Below are 15,120 nucleotides of genomic sequence, written 5' to 3' on the forward strand. Positions count from 1 at the left end.
CGGTTGCACGCCCAATGAAAATGGGATCGAAACAGTCGAAATAACAATAAAGCAGCGACTTTTTTCAGAATAAAAAACCGATGGCACGGCCCTTGCTCTGAGCATTTAGAGAAGTCGCAGTGCCAACTAAAAAAAAACCTTGGAGCACCACCTCATGTCCCAGACGTTTTACAAGAAAGGCTTTCTGGCCCTCGCAGTGGCAACTGCTTTGGGTGTTTCTGCGTTTGCACAGGCTGATGTGAAAATCGGTGTGGCGGGTCCGATGACAGGTGCCAACGCGGCATTTGGCGAGCAGTACATGAAGGGTGCACAGGCTGCAGCCGACGCGATCAACGCTGCGGGCGGCGTCAACGGGGAAAAAATCGTACTGGTGAAGGGCGATGACGCCTGCGAACCGAAACAGGCTGTGACGGTCGCCAAGGACCTGACCAACCAGAAAGTCGCCGGCGTGGTCGGTCACTTCTGCTCCTCGTCGACCATCCCGGCCTCCGAGATCTACGACGAAGCGGGCATCATTGCAATCACCCCTGGTTCCACCAACCCGGCGGTTACCGAACGCGGCCTGAGCGCCATGTTCCGTATGTGCGGGCGTGACGATCAGCAAGGCATCGTGGCCGGTGACTACATCGTCGACGTGCTCAAGGGCAAAAAAGTTGTCGTCCTGCACGACAAGGACACCTACGGTCAGGGCCTGGCGGATGCAACCAAGGCCCAGCTGGAAAAACGCGGCGTGAAGCCGGTGCTGTATGAAGGCCTGACCCGTGGCGAGAAAGACTTCAGCACCATCGTCACCAAAATCCGCGGCGCTGGCGCCGATGTCGTCTACTTCGGCGGTCTGCACCCGGAAGCCGGTCCCCTGGTTCGTCAACTGCGTGAGCAAGGTCTCAAAGACGTCAAGTTCATGTCCGATGACGGCATCGTGACCGACGAACTGGTGACCACCGCTGGCGGCCCGCAATTCGTGGACGGCGTGCTGATGACCTTCGGCGCCGACCCACGCATGCTGCCAGACAGCAAAACCGTGGTAGACGCGTTCCGCAAGGCCGGTACCGAGCCTGAAGGCTACACCCTCTACGCGTACGCTTCGGTCCAGACTCTGGCCGCAGCCTTCAACGGCGCCAAGTCCAACAGTGGCGAGAAAGCCGCCGAGTGGCTGAAGAAAAATCCGGTCAAAACCGTGATGGGCGAGAAGACTTGGGACGCCAAGGGCGACCTGAAAGTCTCCGACTACGTGGTTTACCAGTGGGACAAGGACGGCAAATACCACCAGCTGGAAAAACAGAAGTGATATGAACTGCTGATTTGCCCGGTGCCTTGTGCGCCGGGCAGATCAAAGAACATGTCCGTGCAGTACCTGTCTTTTCTCGTAGAGCTGCACACAACCGAGTTGCGCCGGCGGCTGAACCCCGGTCCGTTGCACCCGGCTTCTGTGCAGTCTCTCAAATGCGTGAGATTGCGTTATGGATGGTATTTTCCTGCAGCAACTGGTCAACGGCCTGACCCTCGGGTCGGTCTATGGCCTGATCGCCATCGGCTACACAATGGTCTATGGCATCATCGGCATGATCAACTTCGCCCACGGCGAGGTTTATATGATTTCCGCTTACCTCGCGGCAATCAGTCTGGCTCTGCTGGCATACTTCGGTATTGAATCCTTCCCGCTGCTGATGCTCGGCACCTTGATCTTCACCATCGTGGTTACGGCGGTGTATGGCTGGGTCATCGAGCGTGTCGCCTACAAACCCCTGCGCAACTCCACCCGACTGGCACCGCTGATCAGCGCCATCGGGATTTCGCTGATCTTGCAAAACTATGCCCAGATCGCCCAAGGCGCCAAGCAACAAGGTGTTCCGACCTTGCTGACGGGAGCCTGGCGCGTCGAAATCGGCACCGGCTTCGTGCAGTTGACCTACACCAAGGTGTTTATCCTGATTGCCGCATTCGCCGGTATGGCCCTGCTGACCTACATCATCAAGTACACCAAGCTCGGTCGCATGTGCCGTGCCACCCAGCAAGACCGCAAGATGGCCTCGATTCTGGGGATCAACACCGACCGCGTGATTTCCTACGTGTTCATCATCGGTGCAGCGATGGCGGCCCTGGCCGGCGTGCTGATTACCATGAACTACGGCACGTTCGACTTCTATGCCGGCTTCATCATCGGCATCAAGGCGTTCACCGCCGCAGTGCTCGGCGGTATTGGCTCGCTGCCTGGCGCGATGCTTGGCGGGATCATTCTCGGGATCTCCGAGTCGCTGTTCTCAGGTTTGGTCAACTCGGACTACAAAGACGTTTTCAGCTTCTCGCTGCTCGTTATCGTTCTGGTCTTTCGGCCCCAAGGCCTGCTCGGCCGTCCTCTTGTGTCGAAGGTGTAAGCGATGTCTTCAACCACTAAAAAAACCATTGATCTCAAAAGAAGCCTGGTTGACGCGATTCTTGCCGGCCTTGTCGCCCTGATTGTGTTCGGCCCGATTGTCGGCGTGGTCCTCGACGGCTACGGCTTCAATCTGGAAACGACCCGGGTGGCATGGATTGTCGCCATCGTCATGGCTGGCCGATTTGCTCTGAGCCTGTTTCTGCAAACCCCCAAGGGCCTGAAAATTCTTGAAGGCTTTGAAAGCACCGGCTCCGGGGTTCATGTACTGCCGCCAGATTACAAATCCCGGTTACGCTGGATCATCCCGCTGGTGATCGTCGTTGCCGTGGTGTTCCCGTTTTTCTCCAACTCCTACCTGCTGGGCGTGGTTATCCTGGGGCTGATCTACGTATTGCTGGGCCTGGGCCTGAATATCGTGGTTGGTCTGGCCGGCCTGCTCGACTTGGGTTATGTAGCGTTCTACGCCATCGGTGCCTACGGACTGGCGCTGGGTTATCAATACCTCGGACTGGGTTTCTGGACGGTGTTGCCGCTGGCGGCCATTACCGCGGGCCTTGCCGGTTGCATCCTAGGGTTTCCGGTGTTGCGGCTGCACGGTGACTACCTGGCGATCGTGACCCTGGGTTTCGGCGAAATCATTCGCTTGATCCTTAACAACTGGCTGTCCCTGACCGGTGGCCCGAATGGCATGGCGGCTCCGTTGCCGACCTTCTTCGGCCTCGAGTTCGGCAAGCGTGCGAAGGAGGGCGGTGTCCCGTTCCATGAGTTCTTCGGCATCGCCTATAACCCGGACGTGAAGTATTACTTCATTTACGCGGTGTTGTTTCTGGTGGTGCTGGCCGTGCTGTACATCAAGCATCGTCTGGTCAAGATGCCGGTCGGTCGCGCGTGGGAAGCCTTGCGTGAAGACGAAATCGCCTGTCGCTCCATGGGCCTGAACCACGTACTGGTCAAGCTCTCGGCGTTCACCATCGGTGCATCGACGGCCGGCCTGGCCGGGGTGTTCTTCGCCACCTATCAAGGCTTCGTCAACCCGACCTCGTTCACGTTCTTCGAGTCGGCACTGATCCTTGCCATCGTGGTACTTGGCGGCATGGGCTCGACCATCGGTGTAGTGATTGCAGCGTTCGTGCTGACCGTGGCACCGGAACTGCTGCGTGGCTTCGCGGAATACCGCGTGCTGCTGTTCGGCATCCTGATGGTGTTGATGATGATCTGGCGACCGCGCGGCCTGATTCGGATCAGCCGTACCGGTGTGACCCCGCGTAAAGGAGTAGCGCCATGAGCGAAGTCGTACTCTCGGTCGAGAAGCTGATGATGCACTTCGGCGGCATCAAGGCGTTGAGTGATGTCAGCCTCAAGGTGCATCGCAACTCGATCTTCGCCCTGATCGGCCCCAACGGCGCCGGTAAGACCACCGTGTTCAACTGCCTGACCGGGTTCTACAAGGCGTCCGGCGGTAAGATCGAACTCAATACACGTGGCCAGCGCACCGATGTCATCCAGCTGCTGGGTGAATCGTTCAAAGCTACCGATTTCGTTTCGCCGAAAAGCTTCATCACCCGGCTCCGCTACAAGATGTTCGGCGGCACCCACCTGGTGAACCGCGCCGGCCTGGCGCGGACATTCCAGAACATTCGCCTGTTCAAGGAAATGTCGGTGCTGGAAAACCTGCTGGTGGCCCAGCACATGTGGGTCAATCGCAACATGTTGGCCGGCATCCTAAACACCAAGGGCTACCGCAAGGCCGAAAGCGATGCGCTGGACCATGCCTTCTACTGGCTGGAAGTCGTGGACCTGGTGGACTGCGCCAACCGTCTGGCCGGTGAGTTGTCCTACGGCCAACAGCGCCGTCTGGAAATCGCCCGGGCGATGTGCACCCGGCCGCAGATCATCTGCCTCGACGAACCGGCTGCGGGCCTCAACCCTCAGGAAACCGAAGCGCTGAGCGCGATGATCCGTCTGCTGCGCGACGAGCACGATCTGACCGTGGTGCTGATCGAACACGACATGGGCATGGTAATGAGCATTTCCGACCACATCGTGGTGCTGGACCACGGCATCGTCATCGCCGAGGGTGGACCTGAAGCGATTCGTAACGACCCGAAAGTGATTGCGGCCTACCTGGGCGCTGATGAAGAGGAAGTGGTGCTATGAGCCAACCCATCCTCGAACTCAAGGATCTGGATGTGTTTTACGGGCCGATTCAGGCCCTGAAAAAAGTCTCGCTGCATATCAACGAAGGTGAAACCGTCAGCCTGATCGGCTCCAACGGCGCCGGTAAATCGACCCTGCTGATGTCGATCTTCGGCCAGCCGCGAGCGGCTGACGGGCAGATCATCTATCAGGGCGTGGACATCACCCACAAGTCGTCGCACTACATCGCGTCCAACGGCATTGCTCAGTCGCCTGAAGGCCGGCGCGTGTTCCCCGACATGACCGTCGAGGAAAACCTGCTGATGGGCACCATCCCTATTGGTGACAAGTACGCCAAGGAAGACATGCAGCGCATGTTCGAGCTGTTTCCGCGGCTCGAAGAACGGCGTACCCAGCGGGCCATGACCATGTCCGGCGGCGAGCAGCAGATGCTCGCCATCGCCCGTGCGCTGATGAGTCGGCCCAAGCTGTTGTTGCTCGATGAACCAAGCCTGGGGCTGGCGCCGATCGTGGTGAAGCAGATCTTCGCGACCCTTCGGGAACTGGCGAGTACCGGCATGACCATCTTCCTGGTCGAGCAGAACGCCAACCATGCCCTCAAATTGTCGGACCGGGCGTACGTGATGGTCAACGGTGAGATTCGCCTCACTGGCACCGGCAAGGAGCTCCTGGTCAACGAGGAAGTGCGTAACGCTTATCTCGGCGGGCACTGACACGCTGCCGAAATATCCACAGCCCCGGCGAGCAATCGCCGGGGTTTTTTTACGCCATCAATACATCCCTAACCTCCCTGTGGGAGCGAGCCTGCTCACGATAGCCGAGTGTCAGTCGACAAGCTTTTTACTGATCCACCGCTATCGCGAGCAGGCTCACCCCCACAGGGCCGCATAGGCTTTCTGGAAATTGTGGAAAACAATATTCACAAGCTCTCAAAGCGCGACATAAAGCCGCTGCAAATAGTTGTTTTGTCACGGTTTTGACTTGTCCCCGTTTGCTGTGGAACTGGCTGTGAATAACGTGGGAGTAGCTGTCTGAGAGCCTTTGATTCCGTGGCTTGCAGCGATGTGGTTGTTTTTTGATCGGGCGTTTTTGCTGGACCCTGAACAGGCTTTGTCAACCTTTTTGTTGGCGACCAAACTGACTCGAAATGAGAAGGGCAAGCCTGTGGATAAGTCTGTGGTTAAACTCTGGAAAGACTCGGTTGAGGGCCGTAGTTACTGGCTTGGCGCCATCGTCGGTTTGATCGACCTATCGTGCAAAATGCTTTGAGCTACACAGCTGGCACCCGAGGGTCAAGCGAAAAACTTTGTAATCTGCCCGCAAAGCCTTGTGGATAGCGGCTTCCAGCTTTATCACTTGCCCCCGGAAACTGTGGAGCGGTCTGTGGATAAGGTGCGTGTACATGCCTACAAGCCACGGCGGCTATGGTGTTGGTGGAGTTGATCGTTTTTCGTACAACTTTTACGGTGGTTGCCGCTGTGGGCAAGGCCGGGCATGCTGCCTGCTGACTTTCTATTCCAATGGCTGTCGATCGGCCGAAGCAAGGAGAACACGATGTCCAACACCCTCTTTATTACCGGAGCGACCTCCGGTTTTGGTGAAGCCTGTGCCCGTCGTTTTGCCGATGCCGGCTGGAAACTGGTGCTGACTGGCCGTCGTGAAGAGCGCCTCAACGCCCTGTGCGCCGAGTTGTCGAAGCAGACCGAGGTTCATGGCCTGGTGCTCGACGTGCGTGATCGCAAGGCCATGGAGGAGGCGATCGCCAACCTGCCGCCGTCCTTTGCCAAGTTGCGCGGGCTGATCAACAACGCCGGTCTGGCGCTGGGCGTTGACCCGGCGCCGAAGTGCGACCTCGACGATTGGGACACCATGGTCGACACCAACATCAAAGGCCTGATATACAGCACTCGCCTGCTGTTGCCACGCCTGATCGCCCACGGTCGCGGTGCCGGTATCGTCAACCTCGGCTCCATCGCCGGCAACTACCCGTACCCGGGCAGCCACGTGTATGGCGCGAGCAAGGCTTTCGTTAGACAGTTCTCGCTGAACCTGCGCTGCGACCTGCAAGGCACTGGTGTGCGCGTCAGCAATATTGAGCCGGGCCTGTGCGAGAGTGAGTTCTCGCTGGTGCGTTTTGCGGGTGACCAGGAGCGTTACAACGCGACCTACGCCGGTGCCGAGCCGATCCAGCCGCAGGACATCGCCGAGACCATTTTCTGGGTGCTCAATGCGCCGGCGCACATCAACATCAACAGCCTTGAGCTGATGCCGGTGAGCCAGACGTGGGCCGGGTTTTCCATTGAGCGCAATGGTGGCAATGCTTAAGGCCGAGTAATGGCCATTCGCGGGCAAGCCTCGCTCCTACGGGTTTTGTGTCGTACGCCACTTTGCGATTCACGTTAAACCTGTAGGAGCGAGGCTTGCCCGCGAAGGCGGTCGACCAGTCATCCGAGATAATCGACCAACCCGCGATAGCAGGTCGCCAAGTGATAAGGCGTCGTCGAAGGCATGTCCTTGCGGCTGACTTCGCCCTGCTCATCGCGACATTCATACCATCCATCCACATGCAGAAAGCGTTGCTGCAGCGCCTGCAATTGGCGATGCACCGATGCTTCGCTGTCCGGACGCAAGGTCAGGGCGCGCAGGTATTCAGCCTGGGCCCAGATGCGTTGGGTGGCGTCCTTGGGGTGGCCGTCCAGATCGAGCGACGCCCGCACCGCAGCGGTTTGCGGATCGACGCCCAGTTGCTCGGTGAGCGCAAATGCACGCTCAAGCGAAGTATGCAGTTTTGAACCGCGCAGTAACGGCGAAGACTCCAGCAGGAAATACCACTCAAACTGATGCCCCGGTTCAAACCAGTTATCCACAGCCCCCAGCGGTTTCTCCATCAACACGCTGTGTTGCGGGTCGATAAAACGCTTCTGCATGGCTGTGCATAACTCGACAAGCGCGCGCTGCACGGCGATGTCTTCGCGCACTGACAGGGTCGCGAGGAAGGCTTCGGCCAGGTGCATCAGGGGATTTTGCAGCGGGCCGGAGTTGAGCGAGGACCAGTCACGGTCGAGGCTGGCTTCATACAGGCCGTCGCCCGTGGCAAAGCGCCGCGCCAGCACTTCGAGCGTGGCATTGAGGACCGATTCCACCAACGGTTCGCGAACCTTGCCCCAATAATGGGCGCACGCGAACAGGATGAAGGCATGGGTGTAGAGGTCTTTGCGCTGATCCAGTGGCGCGCCTTGCGGGTCGATGCTGTAGAACCAGCCGCCGTGTTCGGCGTCGTGGAAATGCTGTTGCAAGGAACGGAACAGCGCCGCTGCACGCTCCTCGGCGGCTGGCACCTGGCCGATCAGGCTGGAAAACAGATACAGCTGCCGCGCGCAGGCCATCGCCCGGTAGCGCTGGGGTGGCAACGGCTGATGCCCGGCGTCCAGCGCTTCATAAGGCAACGCCATGTCGGCATTCCAGCCGGGACCTTGCCAGAGCGGCACGATCACGTCCTGGAAATGCTGTTGCACCGAGGCGAACAGGGCGGTCAATTCAGGCTGGGAGGCGGAGCGGGAAACAAGCGGCATTGGCTGGCGTCGTCACGGCAGGTTGATTGCGCGACATGTTAGCAGGCCTGAGAGATGCGGTGTCTGTCAGGCCGTCTTCGCGGGCAAGCCTCGCTCCTACAGAAGGACATATGACCCTGTAGGAGCGAGCGGTTCGGCGTTCCGACTTGCCCGCGAAGAGGCCATGACAGGCGATAAAAAATCAGCCCGCCAACAACCAGGCCCCGGTCGCCGCCGAAGCCGCCCCAGCCAATCGAACCAACGGCGCCGCCGCTTGCGGCAATACGCGCACCACACCATAACCCGCGGCATGTAACGCCGCCGTCGCCGCCACAAACCCTGCCGCATAAGCCCAAGGGCTCGACATGTCCGGCAACTCCAGCCCATGCGCCACACCATGGAACAGCGCGAACAAAGCAGTCGCGCCCACCGCCACGCTCAACGGCGGACGCACCGCCAAGGCGACCGCCAAGCCCAACGCCAGCACCGATGCCGCAATTCCGCTTTCCAGTGCCGGCAGGTTCAGACCTTCAAAACCCAACAGCCCGCCGATCAGCATGGTGCCAACGAACGTGCACGGCAGCGCCCAGCGCGCGGCGCCTTTCTGTTGCGCTGCCCACAGACCGACTGCAATCATCGCCAGCAAGTGATCGAGGCCGCCAATCGGGTGGCTGATGCCGGCGAGCAAACCGTTGTCGCCATGGCCCGGGTGGGCGAAGGCGATGGCCGGGGTCAGCAGCAGGGCCATGGCGCCCAGAATGCGTTTAAGTGTCATTGATAAGCTTCCTTGTTGATAAGTCGTGATCAGGCTGCGGTCAGCAAGCCCTGGCGTTCGATGAAGGCGATGATTTCTTCCAGGCCCAAACCGGTTTTCTGGTTGCTGAAGACAAACGGCTTGCCGTTGCGCATGCGTTGGGTGTCGCAGTCCATCATCTCCAGCGACGCGCCCACCAGTGGCGCGAGGTCGACCTTGTTGATCACCAGCAGGTCGGATTTGCAGATTCCCGGCCCGCCCTTGCGCGGCAGCTTGTCGCCGGCCGAGACGTCGATCACATAGATGGTCAGGTCGGACAGTTCCGGGCTGAAGGTCGCCGAGAGGTTATCGCCGCCGGACTCCACCAGAATCAGATCCAACCCCGGAAAGCGGCGGTTCAGTTGATCCACCGCTTCGAGGTTGATCGAGGCGTCTTCGCGGATCGCCGTGTGTGGGCAGCCGCCGGTTTCCACACCGATGATGCGCTCGGGCGCCAGGGCTTCGTTGCGCACCAGGAAATCGGCGTCTTCGCGGGTGTAGATGTCGTTGGTAACGACGGCCAGGTTGTAGCGGTCGCGCAGGGCCAGGCAAAGCGCCAATGTCAGAGCGGTTTTGCCGGAACCGACCGGGCCACCAATACCGACACGCAGGGGTTGTGTGTTCATGTGATTCTCCAAATTTAAAGGCCCTAGGAACGGAACAGACGGCTGTACTGGCGCTCATGGGCCATGCATGCCAGGGACAGGCCGAACGCGGCGCTGCCATAGTGTTCGGGGTTGATTCGGGTGGCGTCCTGCTGGGCTTGTTGCAGTAACGGCAGCAGTTCGCTGGTCAGGCGTTGAGCCGCTTGCTGGCCGAGCGGCAAGGTTTTCATCAGCACCGCCAATTGATTTTCCAGCCAGCTCCAGAGCCACGCCGCCAGCGCATCTTGCGGGCTGATTTTCCAGGCGCGAGCGGCCAGCGCCCAGCCGAGGGCCAGGTGCGGTTCCGGGCGCTGTTCTAGAAAGGCGCGGGCCGGCGCATCGAATTCCGGCAAGCCATTGAGCAGTTGCTGCAACGAATAGCCCATCTGCCGGCTTTCCTGATGCAGCTCGCGGGTTTCCCGACTGGCGCGGTGTTCTTCGCAGCGTTGCAGCAACTCAGCCCAGTTTTCTTCGGCGGCTGCGATGCAATGGGCGAGCAGCAGCGGCGCTTCGAAACGTGCCAGATTGAGCAGTAACTGATCACTGATCCAGCGTCGCGCGCTGTCTGCATCCTTCACCCGGTCGTTATCCACTGCCATTTCCAGGCCTTGCGAATAGCTGTAGCCGCCAATTGGCAGTTGTGGGCTGGCCAGGCGCAGCAGCGCCCAGGCCGGGTTCATAAACGGACGCCGAACTGGTGCAGTTTCGGCGGGTAGTTGAAGTCTTCATCACCGTGGCGCGAATGGTGGTGGCCGCCGCCATAGGCGCCGTGTTCCGGCTGGAACGGGGCTTCGATGTTTTCGACACGGGCATCCAACTGTTCGAGCATGGCCTTGAGCACGTAATCGTCGAGCAGGCGCAACCAGCCATCGCCGACTTGCAGGGCGACGTGGCGGTTGCCAAGGTGATACGCCGCGCGAGTCAGTTCGAAAGCATTGGCGCACGTGACGTGCAGCAGTTGCTCTGGTCGGGCGTAGACACGGACGATGCGTCCGTCCTCGGCTTGCAGGCATTCGCCGTCATGCAGCGGCGGCTGACCGCGCTCCAAAAACAACCCGACGTCCTCGCCTTCGGCACTGAAACAGCGCAAACGGCTTTTGCTCCGGGCTTCGAAAGTCAGGTGCAACTCGGCGGCCCAGACGGGTTGAGGGTCGATTCTGCGATGAATCACCAGCATCGGGAGGCTTCCAGCAATGGACAATGCTCAGGCTAGAGCAAGGGGCTTGCCAATCGGGCGATACGTAGGAAATACCTGTCGGAGCGTAGCGGGTGTTTCAGGATGTTGCAGAATTTTGAGCTGGAATGGTGCGAGGATATTTCAGTGGCACCAAATTGATGCCTTGAGTGGTTTTTGTGGGAGTGAGCCTGCTCGCGATGAAGGAGTGTCAGCCAACACATAGTTCTCTGACACGCCGCATCGCGAGCAGGCTCTCTCCTACAGGGGTTATTCGGTGCTGCCCAGACCTTGCCAATGCTTGAGCCCGATGAAGATGAAGCGCAGCTGCTGAGTGATTTTTGCCTGGGGCGTCAGGTGCTCGGGTAGAGCCTCGGCCGGCGGGTCGATGATGTCCGGCAAGGTCGCGAACACGCTTTTGACGATCAGATCAGCCATCACGCTCAAACCGGCGATATCCAGGTGCTGCAGTTTCGGCATTAAGGATAAGTCAGCTGCCAGGTCCGAGCTGATGTCTTCACGCAAACGTCCGATAGCCTGACGCACCGGTAGCGATCCGCCGTACTGCTCGCGGGCCAGGAACAGGAACTGCGAACGATTGGCCGAGACCACGTCGAGAAAGATCCGTACCGAAGCGTCGATGATGCCGCCCATGACGAACTCGTTATGGCGCACCAGGCGAATGGTTTCGCGAAAGGTCTGGCCGACCTCGCTTACCAGCACCAGGCCCAGTTCATCCATGTCGGCGAAATGCCGGTAGAAACCGGTGGGCACGATCCCGGCGGTTTTTGCGACTTCGCGCAGGCTCAGGCTGCCGAATCCTCGGCCACATTCCATCAGGTGACGGGCAGCGTCCATCAGGGCGTTGCGGGTTTGTTGTTTCTGTTCGGCGCGGGGCAGCATCGCAAGGGTGTTTTCTGGACAGGGACAGCGGCGCACTCTATCAAATCGGCTTCGCTGGCGTCGAACGACTATCGGGAGATCAAGCGGGGATGTGCAGCTTCAAAACGGTCAAACCCTATAAAGTCAAAAGCCCAATCCGGGGATTGGGCTTTTTTTCAGGGCCACCATGGGCTCAGCTCACAGAGCTGTTGCGTTCGATTACACGGTCACCACCACCTTCGGCAAGGGTTTGGCCTTGTGGAGTGCGATCGGAACCGTCGGCAGCCAGGGTTTGACCTTGTGGGGTGCGATCGGAGCCATCAGCGGCAAGGGTTTGGCCTTGTGGGGTACGATCTGAGCCATCCTGGGTGATCAAGCCTTTTTCTTTCAGGCGATCATTACCACCTTCGGCAAGGGTCTGGCCTTGTGGAGTGCGGTCGGAACCATCGGCAGCGACGGTTTGGCTAAACACCGAGTAGTTGGTTTTGACTTGCGGAGTGGCTTGGTCAGCAGCGGGCAGAGCAAAAGCGGTGCTGGCCAGCATTGAGAGGGTAAGGCTAAGCAGTAATTGGCGTTTCATGATGGGTTGCTCCTTGGGGGGCGATAAAGTGGGTACGAGGGCAATGCTACTCTCGATAAGTCGATATAAAAGTTCATAAACGCAATGGTAATAATCAACGGAATTGATTGTTCTGCCGCGGCGCTCTAGAACGGGCGTTTCCGGCGAACGTTTTTGCCCTGCGGTGGGTATTTTCAACCCACTCGTGCCGCACAAAAGTGCGGGGCCGGTAACGCCGGATTCGGGGGCAATGTGCCCCCGACCGATTATTTGAACGTTAAAAGGCTATTCGGTTAAACCTGAGCGCCATTTCCAAGTCCTAAATTCCATGGCAGGCCGGTTCTGGCCTAACGTTTCACACGTGCGTCGCAGTCAGGGCGCTCAGTCGTATCAGGAGCCCTGTGCAATGACGCGCACTCGTAAAATTGTTACCTGGACCTTCGCCAGCCTGATTGTCTTGCTGGCGGTATTGGTTCTGATCATCGTGTTCTTCGATTGGAACCGGATCAAACCGCCCCTTAATGCCAAGGTCTCTGAAGAGCTGCATCGTCCGTTCGCCATCAATGGCAACCTGGCGGTGGTCTGGCAGCGCGAGCCCGACGAAGGCGGTTGGCGGGCGTGGGTGCCGTGGCCGCACGTAGTGGCCGAAGACCTGAGCCTGGGTAACCCGGACTGGTCGAAGAAACCGCAGATGGTCACCCTCAAGCGGGTCGAGCTGCGCATTTCACCCTTGGCTTTGCTGGCGCAGCGGGTGGTTATCCCGCGCATTGACCTGTCTGAGCCGAATGCAGATTTGCAGCGCTTGGCCGACGGCCGCGCCAACTGGACGTTCAAATTCGACCCCAAAGATCCGAATGCCGAGCCTTCAAGCTGGGTGGTGGACATCGGTGCCATCGGCTTCGACAGGGGCCACGTCACTCTCGACGACCAGAACCTCAAGACTCAGCTCGATGTACTGATTGATCCGCTGGGCAAACCGATTCCGTTCAGCGATATCGTCGGCGACAAAGCAGCGAAAACCGCGCAGGAGAAAGGCGCAGCCCCGCAGGATTACGCGTTCGCGCTGAAGTTCAAAGGCCAATACCACAATCAGAAACTCGCGGGCGAAGGCAAGATCGGCGGGTTGTTGGCGTTCCAGGATGCGACCAGGCCGTTCCCGCTTCAGGCGCAAGTGAAAATCGCCGACACCAGTGTCGAGCTGGCCGGCACGCTGACCGATCCGCTGAACCTCGGCGCTCTGGACTTGCGCCTGAAACTGGCCGGCACCAGCCTGGGCAATCTCTATCCGCTGACCGGTGTGACGCTGCCGGATACACCGCCGTACGCGACCGACGGGCATTTGATCGCCAAACTGCATGAGTCTGGCGGCGCGGTGTTCCGCTATGAAGCGTTCAACGGCAAGATCGGCGAGAGCGACATCCACGGCAGCCTGGCCTATGTCGCCAGCCAGCCTCGGCCGAAACTCACTGGGTCGCTGGTTTCCAATCAACTGCTGTTCGCCGACCTCGCCCCGCTGATCGGCGCCGATTCCAACGCCAAGCAAAAGGCCCGGGGTGGTGAAAGCAAGCAGCCGACGGACAAGGTGTTGCCAGTCGAGGAGTTCAAGACCGAACGCTGGCGCGACATGGACGCCGATGTCGAATTCACCGGCAAGCGCATCGTCCACAGCGAAAAACTGCCGTTCAAGGATCTTTACACGCACCTGGTGCTGACCGACGGTGTCCTCAGCCTCGAGCCCCTGCGTTTCGGCGTGGCGGGCGGCACCCTGGATGCGCAGATACGCCTTAATGGCCGTACCGAACCCTTGGAAGGCCGGGCCAAACTTACCGCGCGCAAGTTCAAGCTCAAGCAGCTGTTCCCGACCTTTGAGCCGATGAAAACCAGTTTCGGCGAGCTCAATGGCGACGCCGACATCACCGGCCGTGGCAACTCGGTCGCCAAGCTGTTGGGCAGCGCCAATGGCAATCTGAAAATGCTGATCAACGACGGTGCCATCAGCCGCGAGTTGATGGAACTGGCCGGGCTCAACGTCGGCAACTACGTGGTGGGCAAGATCTTTGGCGACAAGGAAGTGAAGATCAATTGCGCGGCGGCGGACTTCGACATCAAGACCGGTTTGGCCACCACGCGATTGTTTGTCTTCGATACCGAGAACGCGATCATCTATGTCGATGGCACGGCGAACATGGCGACGGAGCAGCTGGACCTGACGATTACTCCGGAATCCAAGGGCTGGCGGTTGATTTCGCTACGGTCGCCGCTGTATGTGCGGGGCAAGTTCATCAAGCCTGATGCGGGCGTGAAGGCTGTGCCGCTGATTTTGCGTGGAGCGGGGATGGTTGCGTTGGGTCTGATTGCGGCGCCTGCGGCGGGGTTGCTGGCGTTGGTGGCACCGAGCGGGGGCGAGCCGAATCAGTGTGCGCCGTTGCTGGAGCAGATGAAGGCGGGCAAGGCGCCAGTGACCGTCAAACCCACGAAGTGATTTGCAGCGTCTGTGAAGACGCCTTCGCGGGCAAGCCTCGCTCCTACAGGGACGATGTAGCCCGTAGGAGCGAGGCTTGCCCGCGAAGGCTGATTAATAGGCGCTACAGGTCTTTCAGAATGTCAGCCATGTCATCCGCATGCTCTTCTTCCTGAGCCAGGATGTCTTCAAAGATGCGCCGCGTCGTCGGGTCTTTCTCGCCAATGTACTGAATGATCTCGCGGTAGCTGTCGATGGCGATTCGTTCGGCAACCAGGTCTTCGTAGACCATTTCCTTGAGTGAATTGCCCGCCACATATTGCGCGTGGGAGTTTTTCGACAGCAGGTCAGGGTTGAACTCCGGTTCGCCGCTCAACTGCACGATACGCTCGGCCAGTCGGTCGGCGTGCTCCGCCTCTTGAGTCGCGTGTTCGAGGAATTCATCGGCCGCGACGTTGGCTTTCAAGCCGCTGCCCATAAAGTAGTGACGCTTGTAGCGCAACACGCAGACCACAGTGGCCG

At 59.4% G+C, this 15,120-nt stretch carries 14 protein-coding genes and 1 pseudogene; 7 read left to right on the forward strand and 8 right to left on the reverse strand.

Annotated features, from left to right (window positions below; genetic code table 11):
* Nucleotides 1-154: 154 nt before the first annotated feature.
* The 6 genes from EYC95_RS01820 (at nucleotide 155) to EYC95_RS01850 (ending at nucleotide 6,859) form a co-directional block, all read left to right on the forward strand.
* Nucleotides 155-1,288, forward strand: coding sequence for an ABC transporter substrate-binding protein (locus EYC95_RS01820; protein WP_131058837.1), 1,134 nt, complete (start codon nucleotides 155-157; stop codon nucleotides 1,286-1,288).
* A gap of 172 nt (nucleotides 1,289-1,460) precedes the next feature.
* On the forward strand, nucleotides 1,461-2,375 hold the full coding sequence (locus EYC95_RS01825) for a branched-chain amino acid ABC transporter permease LivH (protein WP_131058838.1): 915 nt from the start codon (nucleotides 1,461-1,463) through the stop codon (nucleotides 2,373-2,375).
* A gap of 3 nt (nucleotides 2,376-2,378) precedes the next feature.
* Nucleotides 2,379-3,662 carry a high-affinity branched-chain amino acid ABC transporter permease LivM gene (gene livM, locus EYC95_RS01830; RefSeq protein WP_131058839.1) on the forward strand — a complete coding sequence of 428 codons (1,284 nt, stop codon included), beginning with the start codon at nucleotides 2,379-2,381 and terminating at the stop codon, nucleotides 3,660-3,662.
* Complete coding sequence (locus EYC95_RS01835) at nucleotides 3,659-4,534, forward strand: ABC transporter ATP-binding protein (RefSeq protein ID WP_131058840.1); 876 nt, start codon at nucleotides 3,659-3,661, stop codon at nucleotides 4,532-4,534. Before livM ends, EYC95_RS01835 begins: the two co-directional genes overlap by 4 nt.
* Nucleotides 4,531-5,247 (forward strand): ABC transporter ATP-binding protein, encoded by a 717-nt coding sequence (locus tag EYC95_RS01840; protein WP_131058841.1) that lies wholly within the window; start codon nucleotides 4,531-4,533, stop codon nucleotides 5,245-5,247. The genes EYC95_RS01835 and EYC95_RS01840 overlap by 4 nt, the downstream gene beginning before the upstream one ends.
* Before the next feature lie 841 nt (nucleotides 5,248-6,088).
* The gene (locus EYC95_RS01850; protein ID WP_131058842.1) at nucleotides 6,089-6,859 is read left to right on the forward strand and encodes an SDR family oxidoreductase; all 771 of its coding nucleotides are present in this window, start codon (nucleotides 6,089-6,091) and stop codon (nucleotides 6,857-6,859) included.
* 119 nt (nucleotides 6,860-6,978) lie between these two features.
* Here the strand turns inward: EYC95_RS01850 and EYC95_RS01860 are convergent, their stop codons facing one another.
* The 7 genes from EYC95_RS01860 to EYC95_RS01890 all read right to left on the reverse strand — a co-directional run bounded on the left by EYC95_RS01860 (nucleotide 6,979) and on the right by EYC95_RS01890 (nucleotide 12,158).
* A complete protein-coding gene (locus tag EYC95_RS01860; protein ID WP_131058844.1) occupies nucleotides 6,979-8,106 on the reverse strand; it encodes an AGE family epimerase/isomerase in 1,128 nt (375 codons plus the stop codon).
* Between the two features lie 181 nt (nucleotides 8,107-8,287).
* Nucleotides 8,288-8,860 carry a HupE/UreJ family protein gene (locus tag EYC95_RS01865; protein WP_131058845.1) on the reverse strand — a complete coding sequence of 191 codons (573 nt, stop codon included), beginning with the start codon at nucleotides 8,858-8,860 and terminating at the stop codon, nucleotides 8,288-8,290.
* Between the two features lie 29 nt (nucleotides 8,861-8,889).
* Nucleotides 8,890-9,504, reverse strand: coding sequence for an urease accessory protein UreG (ureG, locus tag EYC95_RS01870; RefSeq protein WP_131058846.1), 615 nt, complete (start codon nucleotides 9,502-9,504; stop codon nucleotides 8,890-8,892).
* A gap of 23 nt (nucleotides 9,505-9,527) precedes the next feature.
* Entirely contained in the window at nucleotides 9,528-10,202 is a 675-nt protein-coding gene (locus EYC95_RS01875; protein WP_131058847.1) for an urease accessory protein UreF, read from the reverse strand.
* Complete coding sequence (gene ureE / locus EYC95_RS01880) at nucleotides 10,199-10,699, reverse strand: urease accessory protein UreE (protein WP_131058848.1); 501 nt, start codon at nucleotides 10,697-10,699, stop codon at nucleotides 10,199-10,201. The genes EYC95_RS01875 and ureE overlap by 4 nt, the downstream gene beginning before the upstream one ends.
* 267 nt (nucleotides 10,700-10,966) lie before the next feature.
* Complete coding sequence (locus tag EYC95_RS01885; RefSeq protein WP_010464134.1) at nucleotides 10,967-11,599, reverse strand: TetR family transcriptional regulator; 633 nt, start codon at nucleotides 11,597-11,599, stop codon at nucleotides 10,967-10,969.
* Between the two features lie 172 nt (nucleotides 11,600-11,771).
* Complete coding sequence (locus EYC95_RS01890; protein WP_131058950.1) at nucleotides 11,772-12,158, reverse strand: hypothetical protein; 387 nt, start codon at nucleotides 12,156-12,158, stop codon at nucleotides 11,772-11,774.
* A 385-nt stretch (nucleotides 12,159-12,543) separates the two neighbouring features.
* Here EYC95_RS01890 and EYC95_RS01895 point away from each other — a divergent pair, with 385 nt between their 5' ends.
* On the forward strand, nucleotides 12,544-14,619 hold the full coding sequence (locus EYC95_RS01895) for an AsmA family protein (protein WP_131058849.1): 2,076 nt from the start codon (nucleotides 12,544-12,546) through the stop codon (nucleotides 14,617-14,619).
* Between the two features lie 103 nt (nucleotides 14,620-14,722).
* Here EYC95_RS01895 and EYC95_RS01900 read toward each other — a convergent pair.
* A pseudogene (locus tag EYC95_RS01900) lies at nucleotides 14,723-15,112 on the reverse strand (bacterioferritin); the annotation flags it as partial.
* Nucleotides 15,113-15,120 lie beyond the last annotated feature (8 nt).

Source organism: Pseudomonas sp. BGI-2, from assembly GCF_004310295.1.
Classification (GTDB): domain Bacteria; phylum Pseudomonadota; class Gammaproteobacteria; order Pseudomonadales; family Pseudomonadaceae; genus Aquipseudomonas.

Bases quoted from the DNA above. Each gene is read 5' to 3' on its own strand.
- EYC95_RS01820 (WP_131058837.1), top strand. From the start codon at position 155: ATGTCCCAGACGTTTTACAAGAAAGGCTTTCTGGCCCTCGCAGTGGCA.
- EYC95_RS01825 (WP_131058838.1), top strand. From the start codon at position 1,461: ATGGATGGTATTTTCCTGCAGCAACTGGTCAACGGCCTGACCCTCGGG.
- livM (WP_131058839.1), top strand. From the start codon at position 2,379: ATGTCTTCAACCACTAAAAAAACCATTGATCTCAAAAGAAGCCTGGTT.
- EYC95_RS01835 (WP_131058840.1), top strand. From the start codon at position 3,659: ATGAGCGAAGTCGTACTCTCGGTCGAGAAGCTGATGATGCACTTCGGC.
- EYC95_RS01840 (WP_131058841.1), top strand. From the start codon at position 4,531: ATGAGCCAACCCATCCTCGAACTCAAGGATCTGGATGTGTTTTACGGG.
- EYC95_RS01850 (WP_131058842.1), top strand. From the start codon at position 6,089: ATGTCCAACACCCTCTTTATTACCGGAGCGACCTCCGGTTTTGGTGAA.
- EYC95_RS01860 (WP_131058844.1), bottom strand. From the start codon at position 8,106: ATGCCGCTTGTTTCCCGCTCCGCCTCCCAGCCTGAATTGACCGCCCTG.
- EYC95_RS01865 (WP_131058845.1), bottom strand. From the start codon at position 8,860: ATGACACTTAAACGCATTCTGGGCGCCATGGCCCTGCTGCTGACCCCG.
- ureG (WP_131058846.1), bottom strand. From the start codon at position 9,504: ATGAACACACAACCCCTGCGTGTCGGTATTGGTGGCCCGGTCGGTTCC.
- EYC95_RS01875 (WP_131058847.1), bottom strand. From the start codon at position 10,202: ATGAACCCGGCCTGGGCGCTGCTGCGCCTGGCCAGCCCACAACTGCCA.
- ureE (WP_131058848.1), bottom strand. From the start codon at position 10,699: ATGCTGGTGATTCATCGCAGAATCGACCCTCAACCCGTCTGGGCCGCC.
- EYC95_RS01885 (WP_010464134.1), bottom strand. From the start codon at position 11,599: ATGCTGCCCCGCGCCGAACAGAAACAACAAACCCGCAACGCCCTGATG.
- EYC95_RS01890 (WP_131058950.1), bottom strand. From the start codon at position 12,158: ATGAAACGCCAATTACTGCTTAGCCTTACCCTCTCAATGCTGGCCAGC.
- EYC95_RS01895 (WP_131058849.1), top strand. From the start codon at position 12,544: ATGACGCGCACTCGTAAAATTGTTACCTGGACCTTCGCCAGCCTGATT.